This is a genomic window from Colwellia sp. BRX9-1 (assembly GCF_014077195.1).
Taxonomy (GTDB): Bacteria; Pseudomonadota; Gammaproteobacteria; order Enterobacterales; family Alteromonadaceae; genus Colwellia_A.
The window spans coordinates 112882-135190 of record NZ_JACGVM010000009.1 but is presented as its reverse complement, the minus strand read 5'-3'; the positions used below and the strand labels follow the sequence as shown (position 1 = coordinate 135190).

At 35.9% G+C, this 22309-nt stretch carries 17 protein-coding genes; 6 read left to right on the top strand and 11 right to left on the bottom strand.

Annotation, left to right across the window (positions count from 1 at the left end; translation table 11 throughout):
- Positions 1-3: 3 nt before the first annotated feature.
- A complete protein-coding gene (locus tag H4J76_RS10600) occupies positions 4-603 on the bottom strand; it encodes a cysteine hydrolase family protein (protein ID WP_182216374.1) in 600 nt (199 codons plus the stop codon).
- A gap of 3 nt (positions 604-606) precedes the next feature.
- Positions 607-1614: a response regulator gene (locus tag H4J76_RS10595; RefSeq protein WP_182216373.1), complete on the bottom strand. Its 1008-nt coding sequence runs from the start codon at positions 1612-1614 to the stop codon at positions 607-609.
- A gap of 680 nt (positions 1615-2294) precedes the next feature.
- On the opposite strand from H4J76_RS10595, the gene H4J76_RS10590 reads away from it, so the two are divergent.
- From H4J76_RS10590 to H4J76_RS10580, 3 genes are all read left to right on the top strand, one after another.
- A complete protein-coding gene (locus H4J76_RS10590; RefSeq protein ID WP_182216371.1) occupies positions 2295-2543 on the top strand; it encodes a hypothetical protein in 249 nt (82 codons plus the stop codon).
- 493 nt (positions 2544-3036) lie between these two features.
- Positions 3037-3828, top strand: coding sequence for a formate dehydrogenase accessory sulfurtransferase FdhD (gene fdhD / locus H4J76_RS10585; RefSeq protein ID WP_182216370.1), 792 nt, complete (start codon positions 3037-3039; stop codon positions 3826-3828).
- 12 nt (positions 3829-3840) lie between these two features.
- Entirely contained in the window at positions 3841-6132 is a 2292-nt protein-coding gene (locus tag H4J76_RS10580; RefSeq protein ID WP_182216368.1) for an FdhF/YdeP family oxidoreductase, read from the top strand.
- A gap of 376 nt (positions 6133-6508) precedes the next feature.
- Here H4J76_RS10580 and H4J76_RS10575 read toward each other — a convergent pair whose 3' ends face one another.
- The 5 genes from H4J76_RS10575 to H4J76_RS10555 all read right to left on the bottom strand — a co-directional run bounded on the left by H4J76_RS10575 (position 6509) and on the right by H4J76_RS10555 (position 12658).
- Positions 6509-7975 (bottom strand): hypothetical protein, encoded by a 1467-nt coding sequence (locus H4J76_RS10575; RefSeq protein WP_182230566.1) that lies wholly within the window; start codon positions 7973-7975, stop codon positions 6509-6511.
- Positions 7976-8135: 160 nt separating this feature from the next.
- A complete protein-coding gene (locus H4J76_RS10570) occupies positions 8136-8408 on the bottom strand; it encodes a hypothetical protein (RefSeq protein WP_182230565.1) in 273 nt (90 codons plus the stop codon).
- Positions 8409-8437: 29 nt separating this feature from the next.
- Complete coding sequence (locus H4J76_RS20295) at positions 8438-8821, bottom strand: Arm DNA-binding domain-containing protein (RefSeq protein WP_182221725.1); 384 nt, start codon at positions 8819-8821, stop codon at positions 8438-8440.
- Positions 8822-9376: 555 nt separating this feature from the next.
- Positions 9377-11539: an AAA family ATPase gene (locus tag H4J76_RS10560; RefSeq protein ID WP_182230564.1), complete on the bottom strand. Its 2163-nt coding sequence runs from the start codon at positions 11537-11539 to the stop codon at positions 9377-9379.
- 129 nt (positions 11540-11668) lie between these two features.
- Positions 11669-12658: a YafY family protein gene (locus H4J76_RS10555; protein ID WP_182230563.1), complete on the bottom strand. Its 990-nt coding sequence runs from the start codon at positions 12656-12658 to the stop codon at positions 11669-11671.
- A 355-nt stretch (positions 12659-13013) separates the two neighbouring features.
- On the opposite strand from H4J76_RS10555, the gene H4J76_RS10550 reads away from it, so the two are divergent.
- Both H4J76_RS10550 and H4J76_RS10545 read left to right on the top strand, forming a co-directional pair.
- The gene (locus tag H4J76_RS10550) at positions 13014-13433 is read left to right on the top strand and encodes a hypothetical protein (protein ID WP_182230562.1); all 420 of its coding nucleotides are present in this window, start codon (positions 13014-13016) and stop codon (positions 13431-13433) included.
- A gap of 161 nt (positions 13434-13594) precedes the next feature.
- Complete coding sequence (locus H4J76_RS10545; protein ID WP_182230561.1) at positions 13595-14413, top strand: HNH endonuclease; 819 nt, start codon at positions 13595-13597, stop codon at positions 14411-14413.
- Between the two features lie 223 nt (positions 14414-14636).
- On the opposite strand, the gene H4J76_RS10540 is transcribed toward H4J76_RS10545, so the two are convergent.
- The 4 genes from H4J76_RS10540 to H4J76_RS20290 all read right to left on the bottom strand — a co-directional run bounded on the left by H4J76_RS10540 (position 14637) and on the right by H4J76_RS20290 (position 19294).
- Entirely contained in the window at positions 14637-16751 is a 2115-nt protein-coding gene (locus H4J76_RS10540; RefSeq protein ID WP_182230560.1) for a DUF262 domain-containing protein, read from the bottom strand.
- The gene (locus tag H4J76_RS10535; protein ID WP_182230559.1) at positions 16751-18550 is read right to left on the bottom strand and encodes a DUF262 domain-containing protein; all 1800 of its coding nucleotides are present in this window, start codon (positions 18548-18550) and stop codon (positions 16751-16753) included. The genes H4J76_RS10540 and H4J76_RS10535 overlap by 1 nt, the downstream gene beginning before the upstream one ends.
- A gap of 1 nt (position 18551) precedes the next feature.
- Positions 18552-18899, bottom strand: coding sequence for a restriction endonuclease subunit S (locus H4J76_RS10530; RefSeq protein WP_220466018.1), 348 nt, complete (start codon positions 18897-18899; stop codon positions 18552-18554).
- Positions 18900-18967: 68 nt separating this feature from the next.
- Positions 18968-19294, bottom strand: coding sequence for a hypothetical protein (locus H4J76_RS20290; RefSeq protein ID WP_404842533.1), 327 nt, complete (start codon positions 19292-19294; stop codon positions 18968-18970).
- Between the two features lie 1094 nt (positions 19295-20388).
- On the opposite strand from H4J76_RS20290, the gene dcm reads away from it, so the two are divergent.
- Positions 20389-22284, top strand: a complete 1896-nt coding sequence (dcm, locus tag H4J76_RS10520) for a DNA (cytosine-5-)-methyltransferase (RefSeq protein ID WP_182230558.1) — start codon at positions 20389-20391, stop codon at positions 22282-22284.
- The last annotated feature ends 25 nt before the right edge of the window (positions 22285-22309 follow it).

The following is a 22309-nucleotide window of genomic DNA, read 5'->3' as shown; positions in this document are numbered from 1 at the left end:
ATGCTATTTAGTTGAAGCTAATTGTGACCAGTGACAAACATTGGCATATAAAGGAAAAACTTCGGTGCAATAAAAGTTCTGTTCAAAAGGTGTTCGACTAGAGGTACAATCATCCAGAACTGTTACGTTAAAGCCCAAATCTATTGCGGAACGCGCAGTGGAATCGATACAGATGGAAGTAACTGTGCCTGCAAACACGATATCGGTAATACCTTTATCATGAAGTAACTTCGCTAAATCTGTATTAGAAAATGCATTCAATCCTCGCTTACCTGGAATTATAGTAACAAAATCATCAAATTTAGACAGTTGAGGAATAACTTCTGCTCCAAACGTATTTTCTTTGAAGGCTCCAACATCTTTGATGACTTTAAGAATACCTATAGGATTTGCTAGCTCATTGTAGTCAGCGGTAAAATGAATGGGCGTGTTGATCACCATCCCAAAATCACGCCCATACTCACTAAGTAACGTAAGCGTATTTTCAAGTACTCCCGTCACTCTTGATGATTCTTCAATCACACTATATAAAATACCTTGTGGTGAAAAATAATCATTTTGATAACCTATCAAAACTAGTGCGGTATGGGATAAATTATTCATCTTTTAAACTCCAATAGTTTCATTTACTTGTGCAAGTTGAATTTTACGATATTGTTGTAAAAAATTTTCTAACACTAACTTTGTAATAGGCTTTTCAATATGATGAGTAATACCTTTTCTATATAACTCAGCAACAGAATCTCTGTCGGTGATCCCTGTCAGCGAAATTTTCGGCGTATTAGCATTTACGCCATTACCATCACGTAACTGGCTTGCAACATCACTACCAAGTAAACCGGGCATCCGTTCATCTAAAAATATAAGGTCAAATGGCTGTTTGCTGGTCAACTCCAACGCTTCAATACCATCATCTGCACCAGTAAGAATACAACCTAGATGTTCTAGCATGATTATTGTCGTCATTTTACTGGGTTGACTATCGTCTGCAACAAAAACTCTAAGTTTACGTAAATGCTTAATGTCACCCAAAAGGTTATGTAAATCACTATCAAAAAATGGCCAATATAGTGAAATTTCGTCCGTACGCTCACGCTCCTGCAATTGTTGCATAGTACGCAATACAATCGTTGAATGACTATTTGTTTTAGTTAAGTTAGCATAAACGTCAGACGTAGCTCGACAATCTTTAATTTCGATATGGCAAGGTGAATCAGCTGTTTCATTTGATGATTGCGCTATACATTCAATATTAAGGCCTTGTTCAAACGAACGAAAACAATGTTGTAATGATCTGTCGTCTGATTGAATACGGACTTTAATTGGCTCACCAATCAGCTCTGGCAGGCTTTCTTCTAGTTTAGGTTTACCAGAAATTATAGTGCTAAAATATTTTTCACTTTGGTCATCACAGTAAAAATCAAAATGCATGTGATCATCAACAACACTGAATTTTATAGTGACACCATATTCGACACTATCTATAGCCTGTTGAATGTCTTCTGCAAGCTGTTTTGTCAGTTTATTTGCATCAAGGTCAACCATAGCTCGACTAAAACTGGTTTGGTTTAGCAATCGACAACAAACGGGTCGCCCCATTTGAGCTATCAACATAGCTCCTACACATTGAACCAATTCTAATATATCAATTCTTGAATTTTCCAAAATGATGTTCACCTTTAATGAAAAAACGATATTATCCTTAATCAAAGCAATTAACGTTCCATTATAAAGCCTATTATTTAACGTTTAAAATCAATAATTAAAAATTATTGATTTTAGATATAATCATAAAAGTCAATTTGAGTTGCAAATTGCAAATCAGAATAAAAACCAAATTGCTAAAAGTAATATATTAAATTACCCATACTAAGTTTTCCAAATAGTGTAAAAACAACTTCAAAAAATCCATCAATTTTTTGTTCTAGAGAAAATAAGCCGCTCGTTTAAGCAAAATATAAGTATTGAGATTTAATTCACAGTTATTAGCTCCTCCAGTATCTTTGTCGACTGTATAAATATCGATTAACATCAAACACACAGACTCTAACTATTAGCTATACTTTATGAAAAAAGCTAATAATCAGTCACACAATACTTTAATAAAATACATATTTGACAAATATTTACTCGATAATAAAAGAAAAAAGTATATAAGTGACGCCTGTCAAAGCTATCAAGAATTATTAACACTTCACCTTAATAATTCTTGATATATTATCTGGCATAAATAATGCTTTGTAATATTCACAGCCCATAGCTAACAAAGAATATCAATTCAGGGGTGAATTACTATGATTAATATTAGAAAGCAGGCAGGTTTTGCAGTTACCGCTGAAATGGTATTTTTGGCAACAATTATATTTATTGGTTCAATCATTGGATTAGTTGTGATCCGTGATGCTCTTGTTCAAGAGCTACTAGATGTGGCTGAAGCAATAGAAATAAGCGAGCAATATGCCTTTGATGGTATTAAAAAACCTGTTGAAGAAAGTCAAAGCACAGTAGTCATTGTTAATCCAGAATTGGAAGGTATCCAATAGTCGTGTTTGGCACTAAGCACATTAAAAATAAAATGACAGTGTAAAGTATATTATCAAATCATTTTGGATATAAAAAACTGAAAACCCTATATAACTTGGAGCTTTCAGTTTTCATTGGTTCTTATTGAACCTGTATTTGGTGCAGATAGAGAGACTCAAATTCTACCCCCCTAATGCCCCCAAAGATGGACGTCAAAAAAAATTATAAATTTTTATATCAACTACTTAATTAGATCACTAAAGTAACTCTCCCATACATTTAAGTACGATTGGGTACATTAAAATACAAAGAATTTACTGTTGAATATGGTATTGAAATTGATGATGATGTCTGTAGAGAAATTAATACTACAGATTTAAGTGTAATGGTTTAAAACACTGAGTGTTCGAGAAAATATGCTGGAGGTAATTAAAAACCTTACGGTCCTATTGTATAATAGAATGGCTTTGTCGATAGTATGGCAAAGCGCCACTATTTTAAGATAAAAACACTTTGGAGAATGTTATTATAGAGCATCTTAACTGCACTAAAAAAATTGCTGAACTTCCTCAGAAAGAGTTGCATCAAGCGCAGCTTACTGAGGCAGCTATTGCAATTAGTATTAATGGCATTAGCCAAGCGGTAATGATGGCATCTCCTGAGCATTTAAAAGACTTTGCACTTGGTTTTAGTTTAAGCGAAGGCTTAATTCATTCGGCTAACGAAGTTTTAGATATCATTGTTCATTCACATATCTCTGGATGGCAAGTTGATATTCTGGTTTTAGCACGAGTTCAGCATCGATTGAAGCAACGACGCAGAACGATGGCTGGGCCAAGTGGCTGTGGCCTTTGTGGTCTAGACTCTATTGAAGCTGCTATGTCATTAAATCAGCCTCATCAAAAAGAGGTAAAATCGTTTCAATTACCCTCTGAGAAAATTATTATTCAAGCAAGAGATGCCTTACCTAGTATTTTAAAAAAATCGGGGAGTATCCGAGGAAATCATTGCGCTGCATTTTTTGATTTATCTGCTAAAATGATCGCCTTTCGAGAGGATGTGGGTCGTCATTCAGCGTTAGATAAATTGCTAGGTTGTTTGTCGCATAAAAAATTACTGACTCATGATGGTTTTGCTTTGATAACAAGCCGCTGCAGTCATGATTTAATTGCCAAGGCTGCTCGCTTATCTCTGACAACGTTAGTCACGCTAGCACAGCCGACTGACTTAGCTGTTAATTCAGCTCGCAAATCTCAAATAGCCTTATTTTGCTTCCAACATGGGCAACTAAAACGTTACGCCTAATAAAGGATTTATATGTCTAAGTCATCAAAAAACAATCCTGCCTATTCTTCACCTGCTGGTGGTTGGGGAGCACTAAGAAGCTCAGCTAAACACTTAATTCAAAGTGAAAATGCCGCGAAAAGCGTTAAAGCATTACTCAAAGCAAATCAACCAGGTGGTTTTGATTGTCCTGGTTGTGCATGGGGTGATTCTACCACTGCCGGGAAAGTAGACTTCTGTGAAAATGGCGTTAAAGCCATTGCATGGGAAGCCACCAGTAAACGTGTTGATAGCAATTTTTTCAAACAATATTCAATAACAGAATTACAACAATGGGATGATCATTCACTGGAGAAAAGTGGCCGTTTAACCCAACCAATGTATTACGATGGAATAAGTGATCACTACCAGCCAATTGATTGGCAAGAAGCTTTTAAAATCATTGGCACTAGCCTGCAGCAACTTTCCTCCCCCAATGAAGCATTATTGTATACCTCTGGTCGAGCGAGTAATGAAGTGGCCTACTTATATCAGTTATTTGGTCGAGTATTAGGCACAAATAACTTTCCTGACTGCTCTAATATGTGTCATGAAGCCTCTGGCATAGGCATGACAAATAGTCTAGGTACAGGTAAAGGTACGGTGACTATGGACGACTTTTCTAAAGCTGACGCCATTTTTGTCTTCGGCCAAAACCCAGGCACTAATCATCCTCGTATGTTGGGAACCTTGCGTGAGGCAAGTAAACGCGGAGCTAAAATTGTCTCCGTTAACAATTTAAAAGAACGTGGATTGCAAAAGTTTTCAGACCCACAAAGCCCAAAAGAAATGATCTTCTTAACGGGGACTACCATCAGTCAATATTATTTCACCCCTCGCTTAGGCGGAGACATGGCGTTATTACGTGGCGTCGCTAAATGTTTATTTGAAAGATTTGAGCATGATAAATCAGTACTCGATATCGAGTTTATCAATAAACATTGTCATGGTTTTGAAGCATATCAACAAAGTGTTGCGGCAAGCGAATGGGACAAAATTCTTGACCAATGTTGTTTGACTCGAGAAAATATTGAACAAATAGCAACAATATATGCCAGCAGTAATAAGGTTATTTTCACTTGGGCGATGGGGATTACCCAACACCGCCATTCTGTCGCTACAGTACGAGAGTTATTGAACGTACTAATGCTCAGGGGTAATATTGGCAAAGCAGGGGCTGGCGCATGTCCGGTACGCGGTCATTCAAATGTGCAAGGTAATCGTACTATGGGGATCAATGAAAATCCGTCAATGGACTTTCTTGATGCACTAGAGAATCGTTACTCTTTTAATGTTCCTCGTGATAATGGTTTTAATACCGTTGAGTCTATTCATGCCATGCTTGAGGGTAAAGCTAAGGTATTTATTGCCTTGGGCGGCAATTTTTCTGCGGCAACACCTGATACCACGCGTACTCACAAGGCCCTAAGAAAGTGTGACTTAACCGTACAAATCAGTACTAAATTAAATCGAAGCCATGTAATAACAGGTAAACGTGCGCTAATTCTCCCGTGCTTGGGCCGTACAGAAATAGATCGCCAATCTAGCGGCGAACAGTGTATTACGGTGGAAGACTCAATGAGTATGGTACACAGTTCAACGGGTCAAAATGAACCAGCAGCTAACACTCTTCGTTCAGAAACAGCTATTGTTGCTGCAATAGCCATGGCATCAGTAGGCGATAAAATAGTCGATTGGAATACGCTGGCCGGTAATTACGGGTTAATTCGTAAAGAAATAAGTGCTGTCATACCCGGTTTTGATGACTATAACTCCCGAATAAAAGCAGGTAGAGGTTTCCACCTAGAAAATTCAGCAGCACAACGTCATTGGCGTACTCCAATAAAAAAAGCCATTTTTAGTGATGCTAGATTACCAGACCAATTAGTACATGAGCGTGCACAGTTAATGACTAAAAAGCCGGTACTAACGTTGCAAACACTGCGTTCACACGATCAATACAACACCACTATTTATGGAATGGATGATCGTTACCGTGGTGTATATGGTGAACGTAATATCATATTTATGAGTGCAAAAGATATAGATAAACAGGCATTAAAAAATGGAGATTATGTCAAAATAACAACGGTATCAAACGATGGCATAGAACGTTCGCTCTCTAATTTTAAAATTGTTGAATACCTTATCCCCCCAGGCTGTGTGGCTGCCTATTATCCAGAAACAAATCCCTTAGTGCCGTTAGAAAGTATCGCTGACGAATGCGGTACCCCAACATATAAATCGATACCAATATCTATTGAAAAAATGGATAACCAACAATAGGTCTTAACTAGATATATCGGTTACCTATCAAGAACGATAAAATACGCTTCTTGATTAGTAACCGACAGAGTTAAATTTATATCGCTGAATTAAAACTACGTGACGCGACTGGAGTGGCCTAATAACAAACCTTTAAGTGGTGTACTTTACTTCGTACATCACTCAATGACATGCTAGGGTAATATCCTAATGTTAAGCGAATAGGCTTATTATTAAATTTATATCTATATTGCTAAACAACTTTACCTTTTTAAATACCCTATGTAGTGGCGTAATATTTAGAAAGCCATTGAGCATTGAGGTATATCATCAGCCAAAAATAAAAATACCAGCATGAAGCTGGTATTTAATTAAAGCCACCTAAATAAAAAAGCGATTAAGGACAGTCTCCCCAGTTAACGCCGTCAACACTACATTCATAAAAAGTTGTGCCGTCCTCTTGCTTCGTTTCTTTACGCCACTTTCCTTCATCATTTTTATGTATCACTACATTACCTGTTGCCTTGCTTTTACGCCAGTAACTAACATCAACTGCAACTTCATCATCAAATCGATAAGGCATTGCATCAAAAGCAGTAAAGAAATCTGCTGGATCTAGATCTGCAACCTTCTCTTTAACATTTACCCAATTAGATAAAGTTTGAAAGTCAGCATTCATGTCTCTGAAATAGAACTCTGCACCATACTCATAATCAGTTTCAGAGTAACGTAAGTTAAAGTTACGCTCATAAGGGTTTTCTAAACTGGTATTTATACACTCTTCAAGTGTTGGGAAAGTGACTGTGGGTATTGAATTCCCAAGCTCATAGTGAATTCCCTCTTTTTCAAAGCTAACACGCTCAATATTGCCACAGCGATATGTTTGGTCTGCATTGATATATACATCTTCTCGAATACTTAGCCAACCTTTGAGTGACTGGTCGCCCCAGCTAATTCCCACTTCATGAAATTTAGCTAAAACAACATCAACTTTTTTTAATGACCCTGTATCTTTAAGCTTCACAAACTCAATAAAGTCTTCAGTGCCCATATAAATAATTTCATCGCGATACCAAGCATCAGTAAAGTTGTACTCTTCATCTTTATCTTTGTCTTGATAGATAACAACTCGAATTTCGGCAGCAGTTGGATATTCTTTTTCCAAGGCTTTTTTATGTTTATAAGCAGCTTTTAAGCCCGTAACAATAGACTGAGCTTTGCCATAAGCGGCGCTGTCATTATTCGCAATAAAATCTGAATAAATTTGATCAGCCGATAAATTGTAATGAGCAATCAGATTTAGTATTACATCTTCAATTTCTTGCTTAAGCTCAAGACGTAAATCAGTATCAGCCTTAAGTTCATCACAAGTTAAGTTTCCCTTGCCACTCCCTTTTAATTGACGTCGTAATTGCCCCCAAATAACAGACGTTAATGGCGATATATTACGAATATCATCATCTGATAAAGGCTCTATAGATGGAGGAAAAGACATCTGATATGCCTCAGTAACCTCGCCTAAATCTTCATCTATAGCACCAACAGGCACATCGACATACATAGTAGAATAAGGTACACAAGAAGCTTGTTCTTCAGTGAATTCAAAACTGTAATTACCTGATTCAGTTGAAACTACTGACGGCTCAGTTTGCTTATCAAACTTACTATCACCATCTAAATCCAACCAAACCGTAGCACCTGAAACGTACCCATCAATAACTTTACCCGTAAGAGAAATCGTATTAACTACTATAGGGTCAGGTTTATCAGGTGCAGGTGCAGCATCAGAACCACCACCGCCACAACCAGCAAGGCTAGCCGTCATGGCTAAAGAAATAACAAATTTACTTTTTTTAAAAAACATACAAATTTATCCTTTTTTGTATTTAAAAATTAATGCCATACGATTACAAATCGTATAATAGGAATAAGTGAGCAACTCGGGCATTTATAGTAGTTATTTTGTAACTACCTACAAAATAACTGATTAATTACATTTCAGCTAGTCTATTTCTTTTTATCATTTAATAATAAGTAGATGCTCCCGCCTCAGTAAGGCCAACTTCACTTTTAAATAAAGCTAAAATTTCTGATCTTATTTTATTAGAGGTTTCATCAAAAACTTTCTCAGCTTTAGGTTTTTTAGTTATTTTATGTAGAGCAGCCTGCATAATCTCAACCCACTTATTCTTTTTGTAACCAAATTCATCACCATTATTTAACTCATCACCTTCTAATTGCAATTCAACATCATGGTTGGTAATAGCTGAATGATTTTCAGTAATCCTATTAAACAACTAAAACCTTTCTGGAATGGTTACTTCTTCTACTGGAAATTTAAAAGCATTTTCACCATGAAGAACAAGTGTCGACTGATAATTTCCCTGTAAGACGTCTCTAAAGTTTTTACGTGCTTTTCCATAAACCAATCAATACATTCATCTAACGTTTCGTTTCGAGTTGCTTTAGAGCGTTTTGTTTGAACAGCTGGGTTAAGACCATCATTTAACAATTGTCGTAACTCTGGTATCTTCTCACACGCTTTTTTCAATGAAATATCAGGATAACGTCCCGATGCAATGCGAGATGGTTTATCATGGTAACTATATTGAAAAGTAATGGTACAGAACTCCGAAACACGTACACTTAAACTATCACGGTCAGCTATATCGAAACGTTTGGATTGTTTTTTATTTAATAAAGATTTAATTTTGAATCACTTAGTGCCATTTTTATTACCTTATAATTTTTATCATGGGTACACAAATGGGACACTTTTATTTATAACGGTAGAAAACACGATGATATCCAATGTTACACAACAACACATACAACAGAGTTAAATAGTTGATTTATATGAACAACAAAGAACGTAACGTTACACAGAGTGACACTATGAACCAGCCTACGATTCTCTGGCACGATTATGAAACCCGCCTTACTTTAATGGGCTACAGATGAGCGTTATTGTTTTGTGTACACAACTATGTACACAACAAAAACAGTCCAAAACAATTTAGCCCTAACAACAATATTTCATTATCACTTACTGAGAGATTCGAACTCTCACTTTTCGCCACTATAGCCATTGTTTTTACTGACCTCTTGTTTTTCGCGTGCAACACGCGTGCAAGTCAGACCAGTAAGTTTTCGCATGATTTATTCTAATGCATAGCTGCCTTTTAAAGTATAAAAGGCAGCTATGATGTATCAAAAAATATTCTAAAAAAAGAGCCTCTGAACTGAGAGTGGTTGTGAGCAAAAGCTAAATAAACCCTATCGGCTTAGCTTCTGATTGCTTATATGCCGACTCATCAATCAGAATATCTAATATCTCATTTTCAGTAAACTTCCCCAGCAAAGCTGATTTTCTAGAGACGACAGCAAAGTCACCAGGTGTTAAATTATGTAATTTATTAATCTGTCCTTTTGACTTTTGGCTTATTTTAGGTGCTAACTGTTTGAACATTTTTATCGATTGCTCATGTTTTAAATAATCTAACTTAATTTTAAAGTCAAAGCGCCTAGCAACGGCATGATCTAGCTTTTTATTAAAGTTTGTTGTTGCTATAAAGACACCGTCAAAGTTTTCCATTTGAGTCAGCATTTCATTGACCATAGTTGATTCCCAGTTCTGACTGCTACCCTCTCGAGAGTTTAAGAAACTGTCGACTTCATCCAATAATAATATCGCGTTCTTTTCTTTTGCCTCATCAAATGCTGCGGCTATATTTTTTTCAGTTTCCCCTACATAGCAACCTAGCAAATCAGAAGCGCTTTTAGTGATTAAAGGCAAACCAACCTCTTCTGCAAGATATTTAGCGTATGCTGACTTACCCGTCCCAGGAGGTCCATATAGCAAGATACGAGACTCACCCAAACGGTTAATGCCTTTTTGCACAACGCTCAAATCATGCCCAATACAGTTAGTCAGTGATAAGTCATAGTCTAAGTGTGAAGACTTTTGTATATCTTTTAATTTTGGATAACTGCCTGCAACTAGATACCCATTTAACAACATAGTCATTTGCTCTGCTGCGTTAGTTGCCGTCAGGCCAAACGTTTTTGTTACGTTAATCGTTTTTTCAATATGCGCAATTGAAAGGTTTTTATGATGGCAAATATGTTTAATAAACTCACTTGATAAGCGCAGCCCCTTACTTAGTTTCCTTATTTTATTTTCATAGTTTTCAGGCTCGGGGGATGTGATCTCCATCACCATATCAAAGCGACGTACATAAGCGTCATCAAGGCTGGAAGGATTGTTAGTTATCCAAATTGTTGGCTTAATAGAACACTCTAAAATTTTGTTTATCTGATGTTTTCTTATATTCCTACCACTTGAAGTACTCTCATAAAAGAAATCATCACATTCATCGACTAACAAAATAATATTACCAAGTTGTTCACATAAGACTTGAGTCCGTAATAACTCACTTGCCATATTTTCGGAAAGATTACCGCGTCCATCATTACTTGAGTTTTTACTAATATCAAATAAATCACACCTAAGAGAATTGGCAATCGTTTTCACTAATTCGGTTTTCCCCACACCTGGATCACCATGTATTAGAATATTTACTCCCCGTTGTTTAAGTCCAATTGCGGTCTCTAAATATTGGAACATGGGTATAAACTGATCGGAGGAAAAATCTAATGGTGTCAATGAGGTTTTATAGTTTAATTGATAACACTGTCTAATTAAGTGCTCTACAGAAGTAAGTTCTGGATGGCTACTAATAACAGGAATAAACTTCTGAGGAAGCTCAATATTCGCCAGCATTATCCTTATATCTATACATGAATAGCTTTGAAGATGAATGCTTTCTTCATCTTGATTCACCAACAAGCTATCACAGGTCTGCTCAAATAGTTCATCCCCTATAAGTGCCTTATTAATATCACTTTCACTGATACCAATAATATTTAACAGGAGGAATTTAGAATCTTCATTATTACAGTAGTCTGAATTAAGCTCGTCTATCAATTGACGAAAAGTGCTTGAAACCTGTTTAAGGTAACAAAATAGATACAACCTGAAATATAGGCGAGGATGTTTTGTCTTTTTCGTTAATGTGCGAATATTTTGGTAAAACTTTGCAGCTTTCAATGTAGACAATGACGTTTCATCAATAATATTGCTCAGCCATTTTAATTGATGATCTTGTTTAGTATTTTTTGTTTTACGTAAGAACTTTGGGATATCAATTTTATGTATGCCACTTACAAAACGTCTTGGCATACCTAAAGCAGCCAAACTACGAACTATGAGAGACTCATCAATCAAATCATCTAATGCTAAACAATGAGTCTGAATTTGCTGTAGTAATTTATAAATGCAACAAAGCACTAGTGGTTGCTCATGCATAGTTAATGCATAAGGTTTAGTTTCTATTTCTAATGCATGAGTTTTTATTCTAATAGCCATAGTTATCTCTTTTAATACTAAATAAAGGAACTATGACTATTATACGGGTGGTGGCGACAGATGTTGTCGCCACCTAAAAATTAGTGGTGAGCAATACCTTCAGCAGTCTTTACTGATAAAATTCATTATTCAAAACACTTCACCTGTTTTACGCTCTTCTAGCGCATCAACCAAATTTTCTGGCTCCAATACCTGCACCAATTTACCGTAACCTAATAGAAAGTGAACAAGAGTATAGGTAAAGTCAACAGTAGCTGTTAGCAATGCGCACTGTCGTCCAGTACTGCCAGTAAAAAATTTAAGGTGTTGATCATCACTAAGTTTTGCATTTTCTAGTAGGTTTAACGCTGGGCCAGAAATGTTCATTTTTATCAATATTGGTTCTTCACTTATCATGAAGCCTGTTACATCCGAGCGTATAAATACTGAAACATCATCAGCACTCGGCAAATTATCTAAAAATTGGCGTTCTACTGATTGTATTTGTGATAATTTGAATAATTGAAAGATATCTGGAGAACTAAGCTTGCTCGCCACTAAATACTGAACATAGTCTTTTATAATCAAACCATGAGCACTTAATGAATAATCGGCAACATCGCCATTATTTTTTCGATAATTGATTTTTACTTGTTGGACTTGTGCAACCGCCTCATAAACATCTTCCCTGATATTTTCACTAACCTCAGCAACAATCAAGGGCACCATACCTTGAACAACCTTAATTTTATCTTGCCAGTTTGCCATAACCGTATTCTGTGACAAAGTAGCTTCAGCTTTATCAAATCGTGGCTCTAAGGACTGCAAAGCTTTAAATGGCATAATATTTTTTAAATGCTCTTTCGCTTGAAGTAACAATAAAGATTCGCTTGGTGAAAGTGCAGGCAACAACTCGCGGGCATGGTTTATATAAGACCATTTATATCCCTCGGGGCTATCATAATTGATTAGCCCCATAACATCAGCAAGCTTATGTAAATCTCGCTCGACTGTACGAGTGGACGTTTTAAAACCATCATCGATTAATCGCTGATATAAATCCTTAGTCAGAACAAAAGCGGGATGCTTAGGAATAATTTTAAGCATGGTAATTTGTCTTAAAATAGTACTCTTATTCATGATGTTCCTTCACCTAATAAAAAATCACTATAGCACCTTAATTGTCAAATAGTATCGCTATGGGAATATCAGCTTCTAAACAAGTTTTAAAAATTTATTACTTTGTAGTTCCTAACGACATGAAAATATGGGATATTAATAAAAAATAATAAATAGTTAGCTAATTTGTAAGTTTGGAGAGTAATTATCAAGTCAATTAGAAAAGTTCTTGGCGCTGCTTTAGAGCATGCATCAAACAATGCATGCTCAATGACAGGTGACGCTCCCCGAGTATTTCCTTTCGGTTAAAGTTGCAGAATACCTTCATGACCATTTTAAATCTTTCACTTTTTCTATGGAAGATTCGATACCTCAAATGGCTAAAGAAATTGAAATGGACATTTCAGGTGAATCCGATGATTTTAGGCTAAATGGAAAGGCCGATTTGGTACTTCGAAGTCAAAGAAGCAAACGACTGAAACATGTAGTTGAATTTAAACGGAGCTTAGGGGTAACGGGCATAAAAAAAGATGCTCTAAGGCTTGCTTGGATTTGTGCCAATACACCTAACGGTCATAGGGCGGAGAAAAATTTCTTAGTTGCAGTAACTCATAAACCAGAAAGCTTGTTTAAAACGCGAACTTCAAATATCGAAGAATGGATTAAAGAAGAGTTCGATGGAAATATTAAAGTTAACTTTGAACCCGTTAACTTAAGCCCCTTAAAAAGCACTCATAAAAATGGTGGAGGAAAGGAGCTTTTTGGTGGTGTATGGGAATTCAATTATGTTGAATAATCAGCTAAAAATTCCTTAAGAGCAGACAATTTACAGCTGGCTACTTTTTGTCCACGTTATTGTAGCCGACTGCTAATAGCCACATAACGCGCGTTAGTTTTTCAACCAGAATCATCAATATTATAGTCTAAAACTGTAATCATTTAAGTAGGGATTAGCTTATGACAGCATCGTTAAAAGAGACACTTATCAGCAAGTACAGTAAACATTCCGAAATTGTAATTAATCGCCAAAAGTTATTGGTGAGTGACTCTGATATCATTTGGCTTATGTCCAAAAGTATAAAAAATGAAAGTCATCAAATTCATATTGACTATAAATCAACATCAACATTATCTGACGAAGCAAAAGTTAAAGGGTTAACACCATATATCTCTTTAGGAATCGAAGACCACATTGCTAATTCAGGGCAAAAATTTTATCAGATTCCGCTTAGTGATTTACTAAATTTTGCTGTTCCTAATCAAAAAGATACTCCCAGTCGTTACATTATCCACTTATCGAACACGAAAAATTACGAATCAAAGCAAAATATTCTAGATCGCTATCTGATTAACGAGGTTACTAAATCTGGGGTTAACATACATATAGAGAACTCGGCATATATTGATAAAAAGACATACTCTCAGATCGAAAACCGACGTGGTCAACCAGTTTTCAGAAATAACTTAATAGATATTTATAAAGGCCAATGTGCCATTACAGATTGTACAACTATTAGTGCCTTAGAAGCTGCTCATGTGGTGCCTTACTCTGAAACTAACAGCTTATCTCAGGATCAGGGAGTTCTTCTTAGGGCTGATATACATACATTGTTTGATCTATACTTGATTTCAATTAACCCTGTAACAGGTGTGGTTCAAGTGGATTCAAGTTGTTGTGATTATTATAAGAGCTACTCAGGTAAAAAAGTAAAAACTTTGCCTAATTTAGATGCATTACATATCCATTACACAAGGTTTGTAGAACAAAAAAACTAATAGACCTCCGCTCAGGATAAGCAAAGTTACTTAATAAGCTATTTTAGCGCCGATCTGCGTTGGTTCTGTTACCAATAAACTGTTATTAGTAACAGAACACACTAAACTATCAATATTGAGCGATATGAATAGGTTAATAAGTTGCTAAAACGTGAGAAAACAGGTGGCTTTTCACGCGTTCTGCAATATTTATAAATTTAACCTTCGTTTGTTTTACTAACCATTATGAACTCCTTTTATCTTCTGGTAGCAATGTATATAACTCACGTGGGCTTCCGCCTTTAAAGTCACCTTTTGTATTCAAGAATGGCTTGCGTTCATCAAATGCTTGGTCTTTTTTATTCTCTGTATAGTATTCACAAAGAGCAATATATGGGCCTTGATTCCACATACCTTCTTGCAAATTATTGTTGTACCAAAGTAACTGATTCAACAAAGAATCATCTGTACCTTCAATGTACCGCTTTCTTTTTTCAGCTAGCAATTGCTCAACTGACCATCCTGATTCCATTAATTCATTAAAGAGCACGTTAAACTCAATTCCCGTTAAGTGTGGGGTGCGTGAACGAACAATGTTTCTCCAATCATTAAACTGATAATTTTCGTAATAATATGGAGATTTTCGTTTCCAAAATTTTCCATAGTGCAAAAGCAAACTTAGAACTTTAGGAAACCTACTACTATCTGTAGATTTATCAGCGGGAAAACAGTTATAAAACGTATCCTTAATCTTGGTTAACTTTTCGAGCGTAATTTTTTCTTCAAAATTAATTAAGTGACTACTGTTGGTTAAGCCAACATCTGAACCATCTACATTAAATGGGTGATCTTCAATTTGCCAAAGCATTGACTCTAAACTTGGCCAGCCTTCTGTTTTACTGATATGCGTAAGCCAACGTTCTTTCTTATATTCCTCATCATCAGCCTTCGCTGAAATATAACCTGTTTCAAGTAAACTTTTAACAGAGTTCTTTATGCCGTTATTACCAGTAACTGAACGAACATTATTTTTATACCGAAGGTAAAATTGACGTATACCACGAAAGATTTGATGAGTACTAAGTTTTTTGTCAATGCTTAAAGCCGAATCGACCCAGTGTAATACGCCCCACACAAACACCATTTTTCGGCGTTCTGTAGAAAAACGGTCGTAATTATAATCAATAACCCATGCTGTAGTGGTCGTATTCAGTATTGACCAAAACTCATAAAAATATTGCTCAACCCACTCAGTGTTATTGTAAGTGTCAGATAGCGATTGCTGACTATCAGCAATATATGTTAACGCCTTTATATACTTAGCTATAAGATCTAATGAAAGTACTTGGGTTAACATGCTCTGTGAGGGCTTTAACGCTTTTTGTTTATCTATCCAAGTATTAGCTTCATCTTCTAAGTAAATATTAAGCCCTGTTACACAGTTTAAAAACTCATTAAACCCCTTATCTGCATTGAGCTTAGCTCCTTTAGGAAAACGGACACCTTGTGCTCTCATTCGCCAGAAAAAGTCCTGCCAGTTTTCCCACTCAGCGCCCATTTCATTTTTATTTTCTGTAGTTTCTAAGGCGCTTAAAAGCTCTGCTTTAAGGTTCTCATTGCCCTGCATTTGCTCGCCACGAGCATTAAGGTAAATATATAGGTTTTCACCTTGGGCACTAATGTTTGTATCGAAATACCAAAATTCAGTAAAGTTATTTAAATACAGATAGAACTCTGATTCGTCTAAATCACTTTTTTCTAGCCAATCAGTGATCACTTCAAGATTACTGATTATATTTTTAACGGTTATGTCATTGTCATAACTATTTAAATACCAGCATTGTTCTTTAATTTCAGCGTTTGGGTTAGTTAAAACGAATGAAACAAGTTGACGAATAAAACTACAAGCAGAGTCCCGAACACGATAATCGAGCTTAGGCATACCCTTGATACAATATTTCTTTTCAAAATCAGCTTTGTTACCCGTTCTCACGGCAAGTAATAACAACACTAAATACAAAGTAGTTATACGCTGCTGACCATCAATTAAAAAATAACGCCCATCATATTGCTGATCACTATAGGCATAAATAAAACCAATATTGGATGAGTGATTACGTTGACGGTAAAAGTCTGCAAAATCAGCATTAAGCTGTTTTGAATCTACGCTTTCTTCACCAGAACTTAGCGAAGGTATATCAGCATGTTGAAATCGTAAAAAGTCGTCTGCAATCGAAGAAAGCAATCCTACTACTTGGGGTTTTTGCCAAACATAATCACGTTGTATTTCAGGAATGATGAGTTGTTCAACATACCTGTTAACAAATAAAGCTTGATAGTTATATTTACCTGCTCTCATTACGCATCATCCTTAATATCATTTAAAATGGTACTTGCTATATATTGCGCATGGGCATCAATATCTTTTTTCGACCATTGCTTTAAATCAACACCTAAACCAGCAATCATCTTCGCAAAAACATCAAAAGTGTGTTTGGGTACAAAATTCCCCCTTTGAATGAGTTCAAGAATTTTTTGCCTTTTGCCATCGAAAAATATGCAGCCTAAAGCACTATTTGCTCCGCCAGTTAATAAACACATATTGCCAATATTGTCTAACGTACCTGTTTTACGGATGGCATCTACATACACTTTTTGCTCATCTGTAGTTCGAGATTTTTGTTTTAGTAATAACTCAACAACTTCATTTTCTTCCTTACCTTCGCCCAAAATATGTTTAATATTGTGTTTTTCATCATCCGTTAAAACGTGGCCTTTACCTTCAGGTGTTTGTGGAAAAATGTGCTCTAAAGACCAGTCTTGTCTTTTAAATGAATCAAAGTCGAAGCGCCTAGTAACATTTTTAGGGAAAACACTTAAAGCTAACAGTACTGCATGAATTTGCTTATCATCGTCGCCATACTTTAAATTTTTAACTAAAGCTTCTTTGTTATCACTTTCAGCATTTTTGCCAAATAGTAATTCCGACTTCTTTTTTCGCAAAAATGAGGTTAAAGCTGTTTTAGTTGGTAGCGCTAAGCACTCTTTTAAAAAGCTTAACCGCTTATATTCGCTGTTTTTGGCAAAGCGACAAAAACCAATGAGATGATATATTTCGTCTGTATCAAACCAGTCTTTTAAACGCTCTTGTGTTGAAATTAAGTATTCAAAACCATTTTGAGTGCTTTGCTGTTGAGAAAAAAAATTAAAAAGCTGATGACTACCTAGTTGAGAACCAACTAGGTCAGCTTGCTTAGCACCCATCACCAGTGCAGTTAATTTAAGTAACTCATGTAAAGAAGAGCCTTTATCATCAAAATAAAAGCTCGTAATAGCACTACTTTGCGCCCATTGTTGAATGTCTTCCCAAGTTCGACTTAAGCCAAGCCGAACTTCCATCACTTCACGAAAGTGACTTTCTGAACTGTTAACCTTGTCACGCCCGACACGAGTTATAAATAACGCTTTAATTAGTTCAACTTCGGACAGTGGCACTTTATTGTTGTTTAGGTTTTTGAAGACTGTTTCACTGACAATATGTTGTTCAACTGAATTGACTATTAACTTAACATGCTTAAATAAATACAGTTTAAAGTCATGCAGTAATTTAGCTTTATCATCAAAAAAAGTAGCGCATTCTTTTACAGCACCATGTAAATAAAAGATGTCTTGGCGATCTAATAGTTGAAGGTCTTTTGCAATAAAGTCGTCCCAGCTTATTTCAATTATTTCTGATAGCTTTTCTTGCGCATAAATAAACTCGCCGAAAAAGTTTGCTCTTATTGCATAGTCGAGCTTATTACAGGCGATATTGTCATCGTTTGTTGTATCAGCTTGTTGCAAGTTCAATACAGACAATAAAATAGACAGGGTTGTTAGCCTTTGTTGACCATCTATCACTTCTAAATAATTCGTATTTGTCGCTAACTCTAAGGGCTTTACGGTGATGTATTGCAGATAATATTCATCTTCCTGTTTTTCAAATGCATTCCATAAGTCATCCAATAAAACGGTTACCGCCTCGCCTGCCCCTGTATCCCACTTATATCCTCGTTGATAGGCGGGAATATGAAATGAAGTTGCACCATATTGTGAAAGGCAACCTCCCATTGTTTTACTGTTAAAAATATCAGCTATATTGAAAACAAGTTCCTTCATCCTAAATCACCTTTATATTCCCTGTTACTGAGCTGTTGAACAGCGTGGTTTGGTATTCTTTTAATTTTTCGATTTGTTGTTGAAGTAAGTCTATTTCACCATATGATGAGACCATAAACTTTTTAAAGTACATAGCTATTCCCTTTTGTTCTTCTAATGATGGAATGAACAAATCAACTTGTGAAAGGTTATCAAAATTAAGAGATTGCCCACCTCTAATAAAGTTACCAGTTCTTTGTAAGGTTGTGATATAACTTAGGAGCTTTAATAGATAACCATAAAAAACAGGACTTATGCCTTGTAAAGGGCGTAAATTATATAAGAAGAGCGTATGCAACCGCTCGACCAAGCTCGCTCTAAGCCTCCTTGGAAACTTCTCATGCTGATAGCAAGTCACCTTTATTCACATTATTTCGCTTAATCCCCTACAACAGGAAAACATGGCTCTCCCCAAATTTCATTAGAGCTATCCATCATGGTTTTGATTATGGATGGTAAAAATTTACTCATAAAAACAACCGCATCACGCATTTGGCCTCGATTAACTGCACTATTCCATGTTGCGCCACCGTGCATTGTTTGATTACGTACTGTATATAGACGTGAGAAAATTACAAATAGAACGGCCGAGGTATTTTTATGGCCTAGAGCTTTATGAGCAAAAGCATTAGCTGTTTTAAAATCATCTTGCCATTTTTGTTCAGTCTTCTTGTGATTATGAAAGTCCCGAAATGGCTTGAACACATACTGATTACTAAGAAGCACACGGATACTACTGGTAAATTCTTTCCAAACTAAGTCTGACAGTAAGTTACTTTGATCTAGCTGGCACAATCTATCAATAAAATTTCGAAAAGTTTCTTGTTCGGTAAATCGGTGGTGGTCATCTATTTCATTTGCATAGGCAGCGTTAAACCCTATCCAGAGAAAGATAAACTGACCATCTTGGTCACCTTCTGCTTGTTCTGCTCTATCAAGTCAGCTTAAAGCTCGGTGGACTCTTAATCCTAGATTAATAGGGTAAGTATCACGCTCTTGTCTTTGACGTTTTTTAAGTCATTGATGAGTAATATCCATATTTGTACTTCCGTGTAATTAATAACTAACTATCTTATAAGTAAGGATAAATAGCTAGTTATTTTATTGAGTTAAAATGGCTTTGGTTGATTTATCACAAATTACTTTCTTCTCTAAAACCTGAATGAATTCATTAGCAGTAAATCCATCAGTATATGAAGTAAAGTTAGCCTCTCCGTGCATCTCTTGACTTTTGTAGTTATTATCTTAGTTGTTTCAACTACACAGCTCTAGAAAACTAAAGAGTGTAATATCTAAATTACCTTTTAGGTAAGCACTCAACGACAGGAATATCAAAAATACTCGCTTATTGATCACTTCTAACCACCTTTATCTCAGCTTTACGGGTTTTACGCTGTTCGTTTGTCATACCAAAAACAACAAAGTGTGTTTCATCCATTAAGGTAATGGCCTCAACACGAGTAATAACACCTAAAAATTCACCTGCATTAATCCGCCCTGCACTCTTTGTTTAAGCGCAGTTTCAAGTTTATTTTTATGAATATAGCCTAAAGTAGTCAATTACTTGTCTAGTGAAGTCCAAGACAAGATCCTATTTTCCTGGTAGACTATTGTCATAAATGCGATTTTAAAGCCTTATTTGTGAATAACCTTACGAATAATAATTTCAGTCAAGTATTTTTACTTTTAATACCAGATATCATCTTTTTTCTGGTTTTTCATCAACAATGCCCATAGTTATCTCGTAGTGCTATGTGCTATCAGGCCATGAAATGTCTGTATTAAATGATTACAAATAAATGATCAAACCTATTAAAATTATAGACCTTTTCGCCGGTCCAGGAGGACTCGGTGAAGGGTTCTCCAACTGTAAAGAAAATTCACCTTTTGAAATTGGTATGTCTGTCGAATTTGAAGAAAATGCACATAAGACCCTCACTTTGAGAGCGTTTTATAGAAAGCTTACCACCGAATCAGAACTAAAAGATTACAAAAATTACGTTCAAAGCAGAAATTTAACGGATAAAAACAATAATTATAAAATCATGCTGTCAAATAATAGCGAGAAATGGGATGAAGCAAATAGAGAAACACTAGGCGCGCCTCATGCGTTAGGCAATGCTAATAGATGGAAAAAGATAAAAGAGGGCCTTCCGCTAACAGAAGACGATTATGCTCCAACTCAACAAGAAGCCTCGATTTTTCAAAGAATCAAAGAAATAAAAGATGAACAAGCGGGTAATGGACCACTAATTGTAATTGGAGGACCGCCCTGTCAGGCATATTCAGTGAATGGTCGAAACAGAATACAGGCTGAAAAAGGCTATAAACCAGAAAATGACGAAAGATTCTTTCTATACCAGGAATACTTGAAAGTTTTGGATGTTGCTGATCCTGACCTATTTATTATGGAGAATGTTGAAGGTATTCTCTCGGCAAAATTGGCTACTGGCGAGAAAATATTTGAAAGAATAAAAAATGAACTAGTAAGACCCAACAAGAAAAGCGAAGAACAATACAATATTTTTTCACTAGTAACTGAATACGAGTCTGATGACCTTTTTACCAGTGGGCCACAATACAAAAATAACAAAGCATATGTTATCAATGCGCGTAAATTTGGGGTGCCACAGGGTAGAAAGAGAGTAATCCTACTAGGCCTGAAGAAAAAATACAAAGCGCCACAAGCGCCTCTTAAGTCATCTCAAGATTTGGCTCCTTGCATATCAGAATTAATTGACGAAATGCCTAAGATTAGAACAGGTTTGAGTAGAGTATCTAATGAACTTAATAATGAAAATTCCTGGCTTTCAATATGGAAGTCAAATAAAGAGAAACTGACTGCTATTCTTCAAGATAAAAATGAGCTTAAAAAAGTTGTAACAAGGCTAACTAATATAGCTGTAAATCAAGAGATTGCAAAGAACGTTAGAATAATTCGACGAGAAAACCCTGATATTGCGCCACAAGAAATATTAGACTTTGAAAAAAAGAGACTAGGCTCGAAGGAAGTTAGGGAACTAGCAAAAACACTTAAAATAGGCTATCTGAAAGAGATTAGCGAATCTTTTAAAAATACAGCTAATCAATTGAAGAAAACTCAATCATATGATGCATTTAACAAGGGTAAAGGGAGTGACTTTTTCATTCAACATGACCATACTACTTTTTCAGATAATTTTCACTTGTCTTACCCCGCACTATCAAATTGGCTTGGTGGCTGTAAAGTCAAACTGGATGGGGTTCTAAATCATTGTACTAGGAATAATATGGAAGCAGATTTACAAAGATATATGTTCTCTGCCTGTTGGGCCAAAGCCCATTCCTATTTAAGCAGCCCATCGCCTAGAAGCAGGCAATTCCCTATAGCTTTATCCCCAAAGCATCAAAACTGGGAGTCTGGGAATCACGCAGATCGATTTAGAGTAGTAGAAGCAAATCAAATACCGTATACAATAACAAGCCATCTACGCAAGGATGGACATGCACAAATACATTACGATCCGGCTCAAAATAGGTCATTATCAGTACGTGAAGCAGCGAGAATCCAGACTTTTCCTGATAGCTATTATTTTGAAGGTAGTCAAGGTTGGCAATTCCAACAAGTAGGTAATGCCGTACCCGCATTTTTAGCGAAACAAATTGCAAATTATGTGCTTGATATATTGATAAATAACGGTCTTTATAAAAACTAACTAAAAAATTAAATTGGTTAAATCC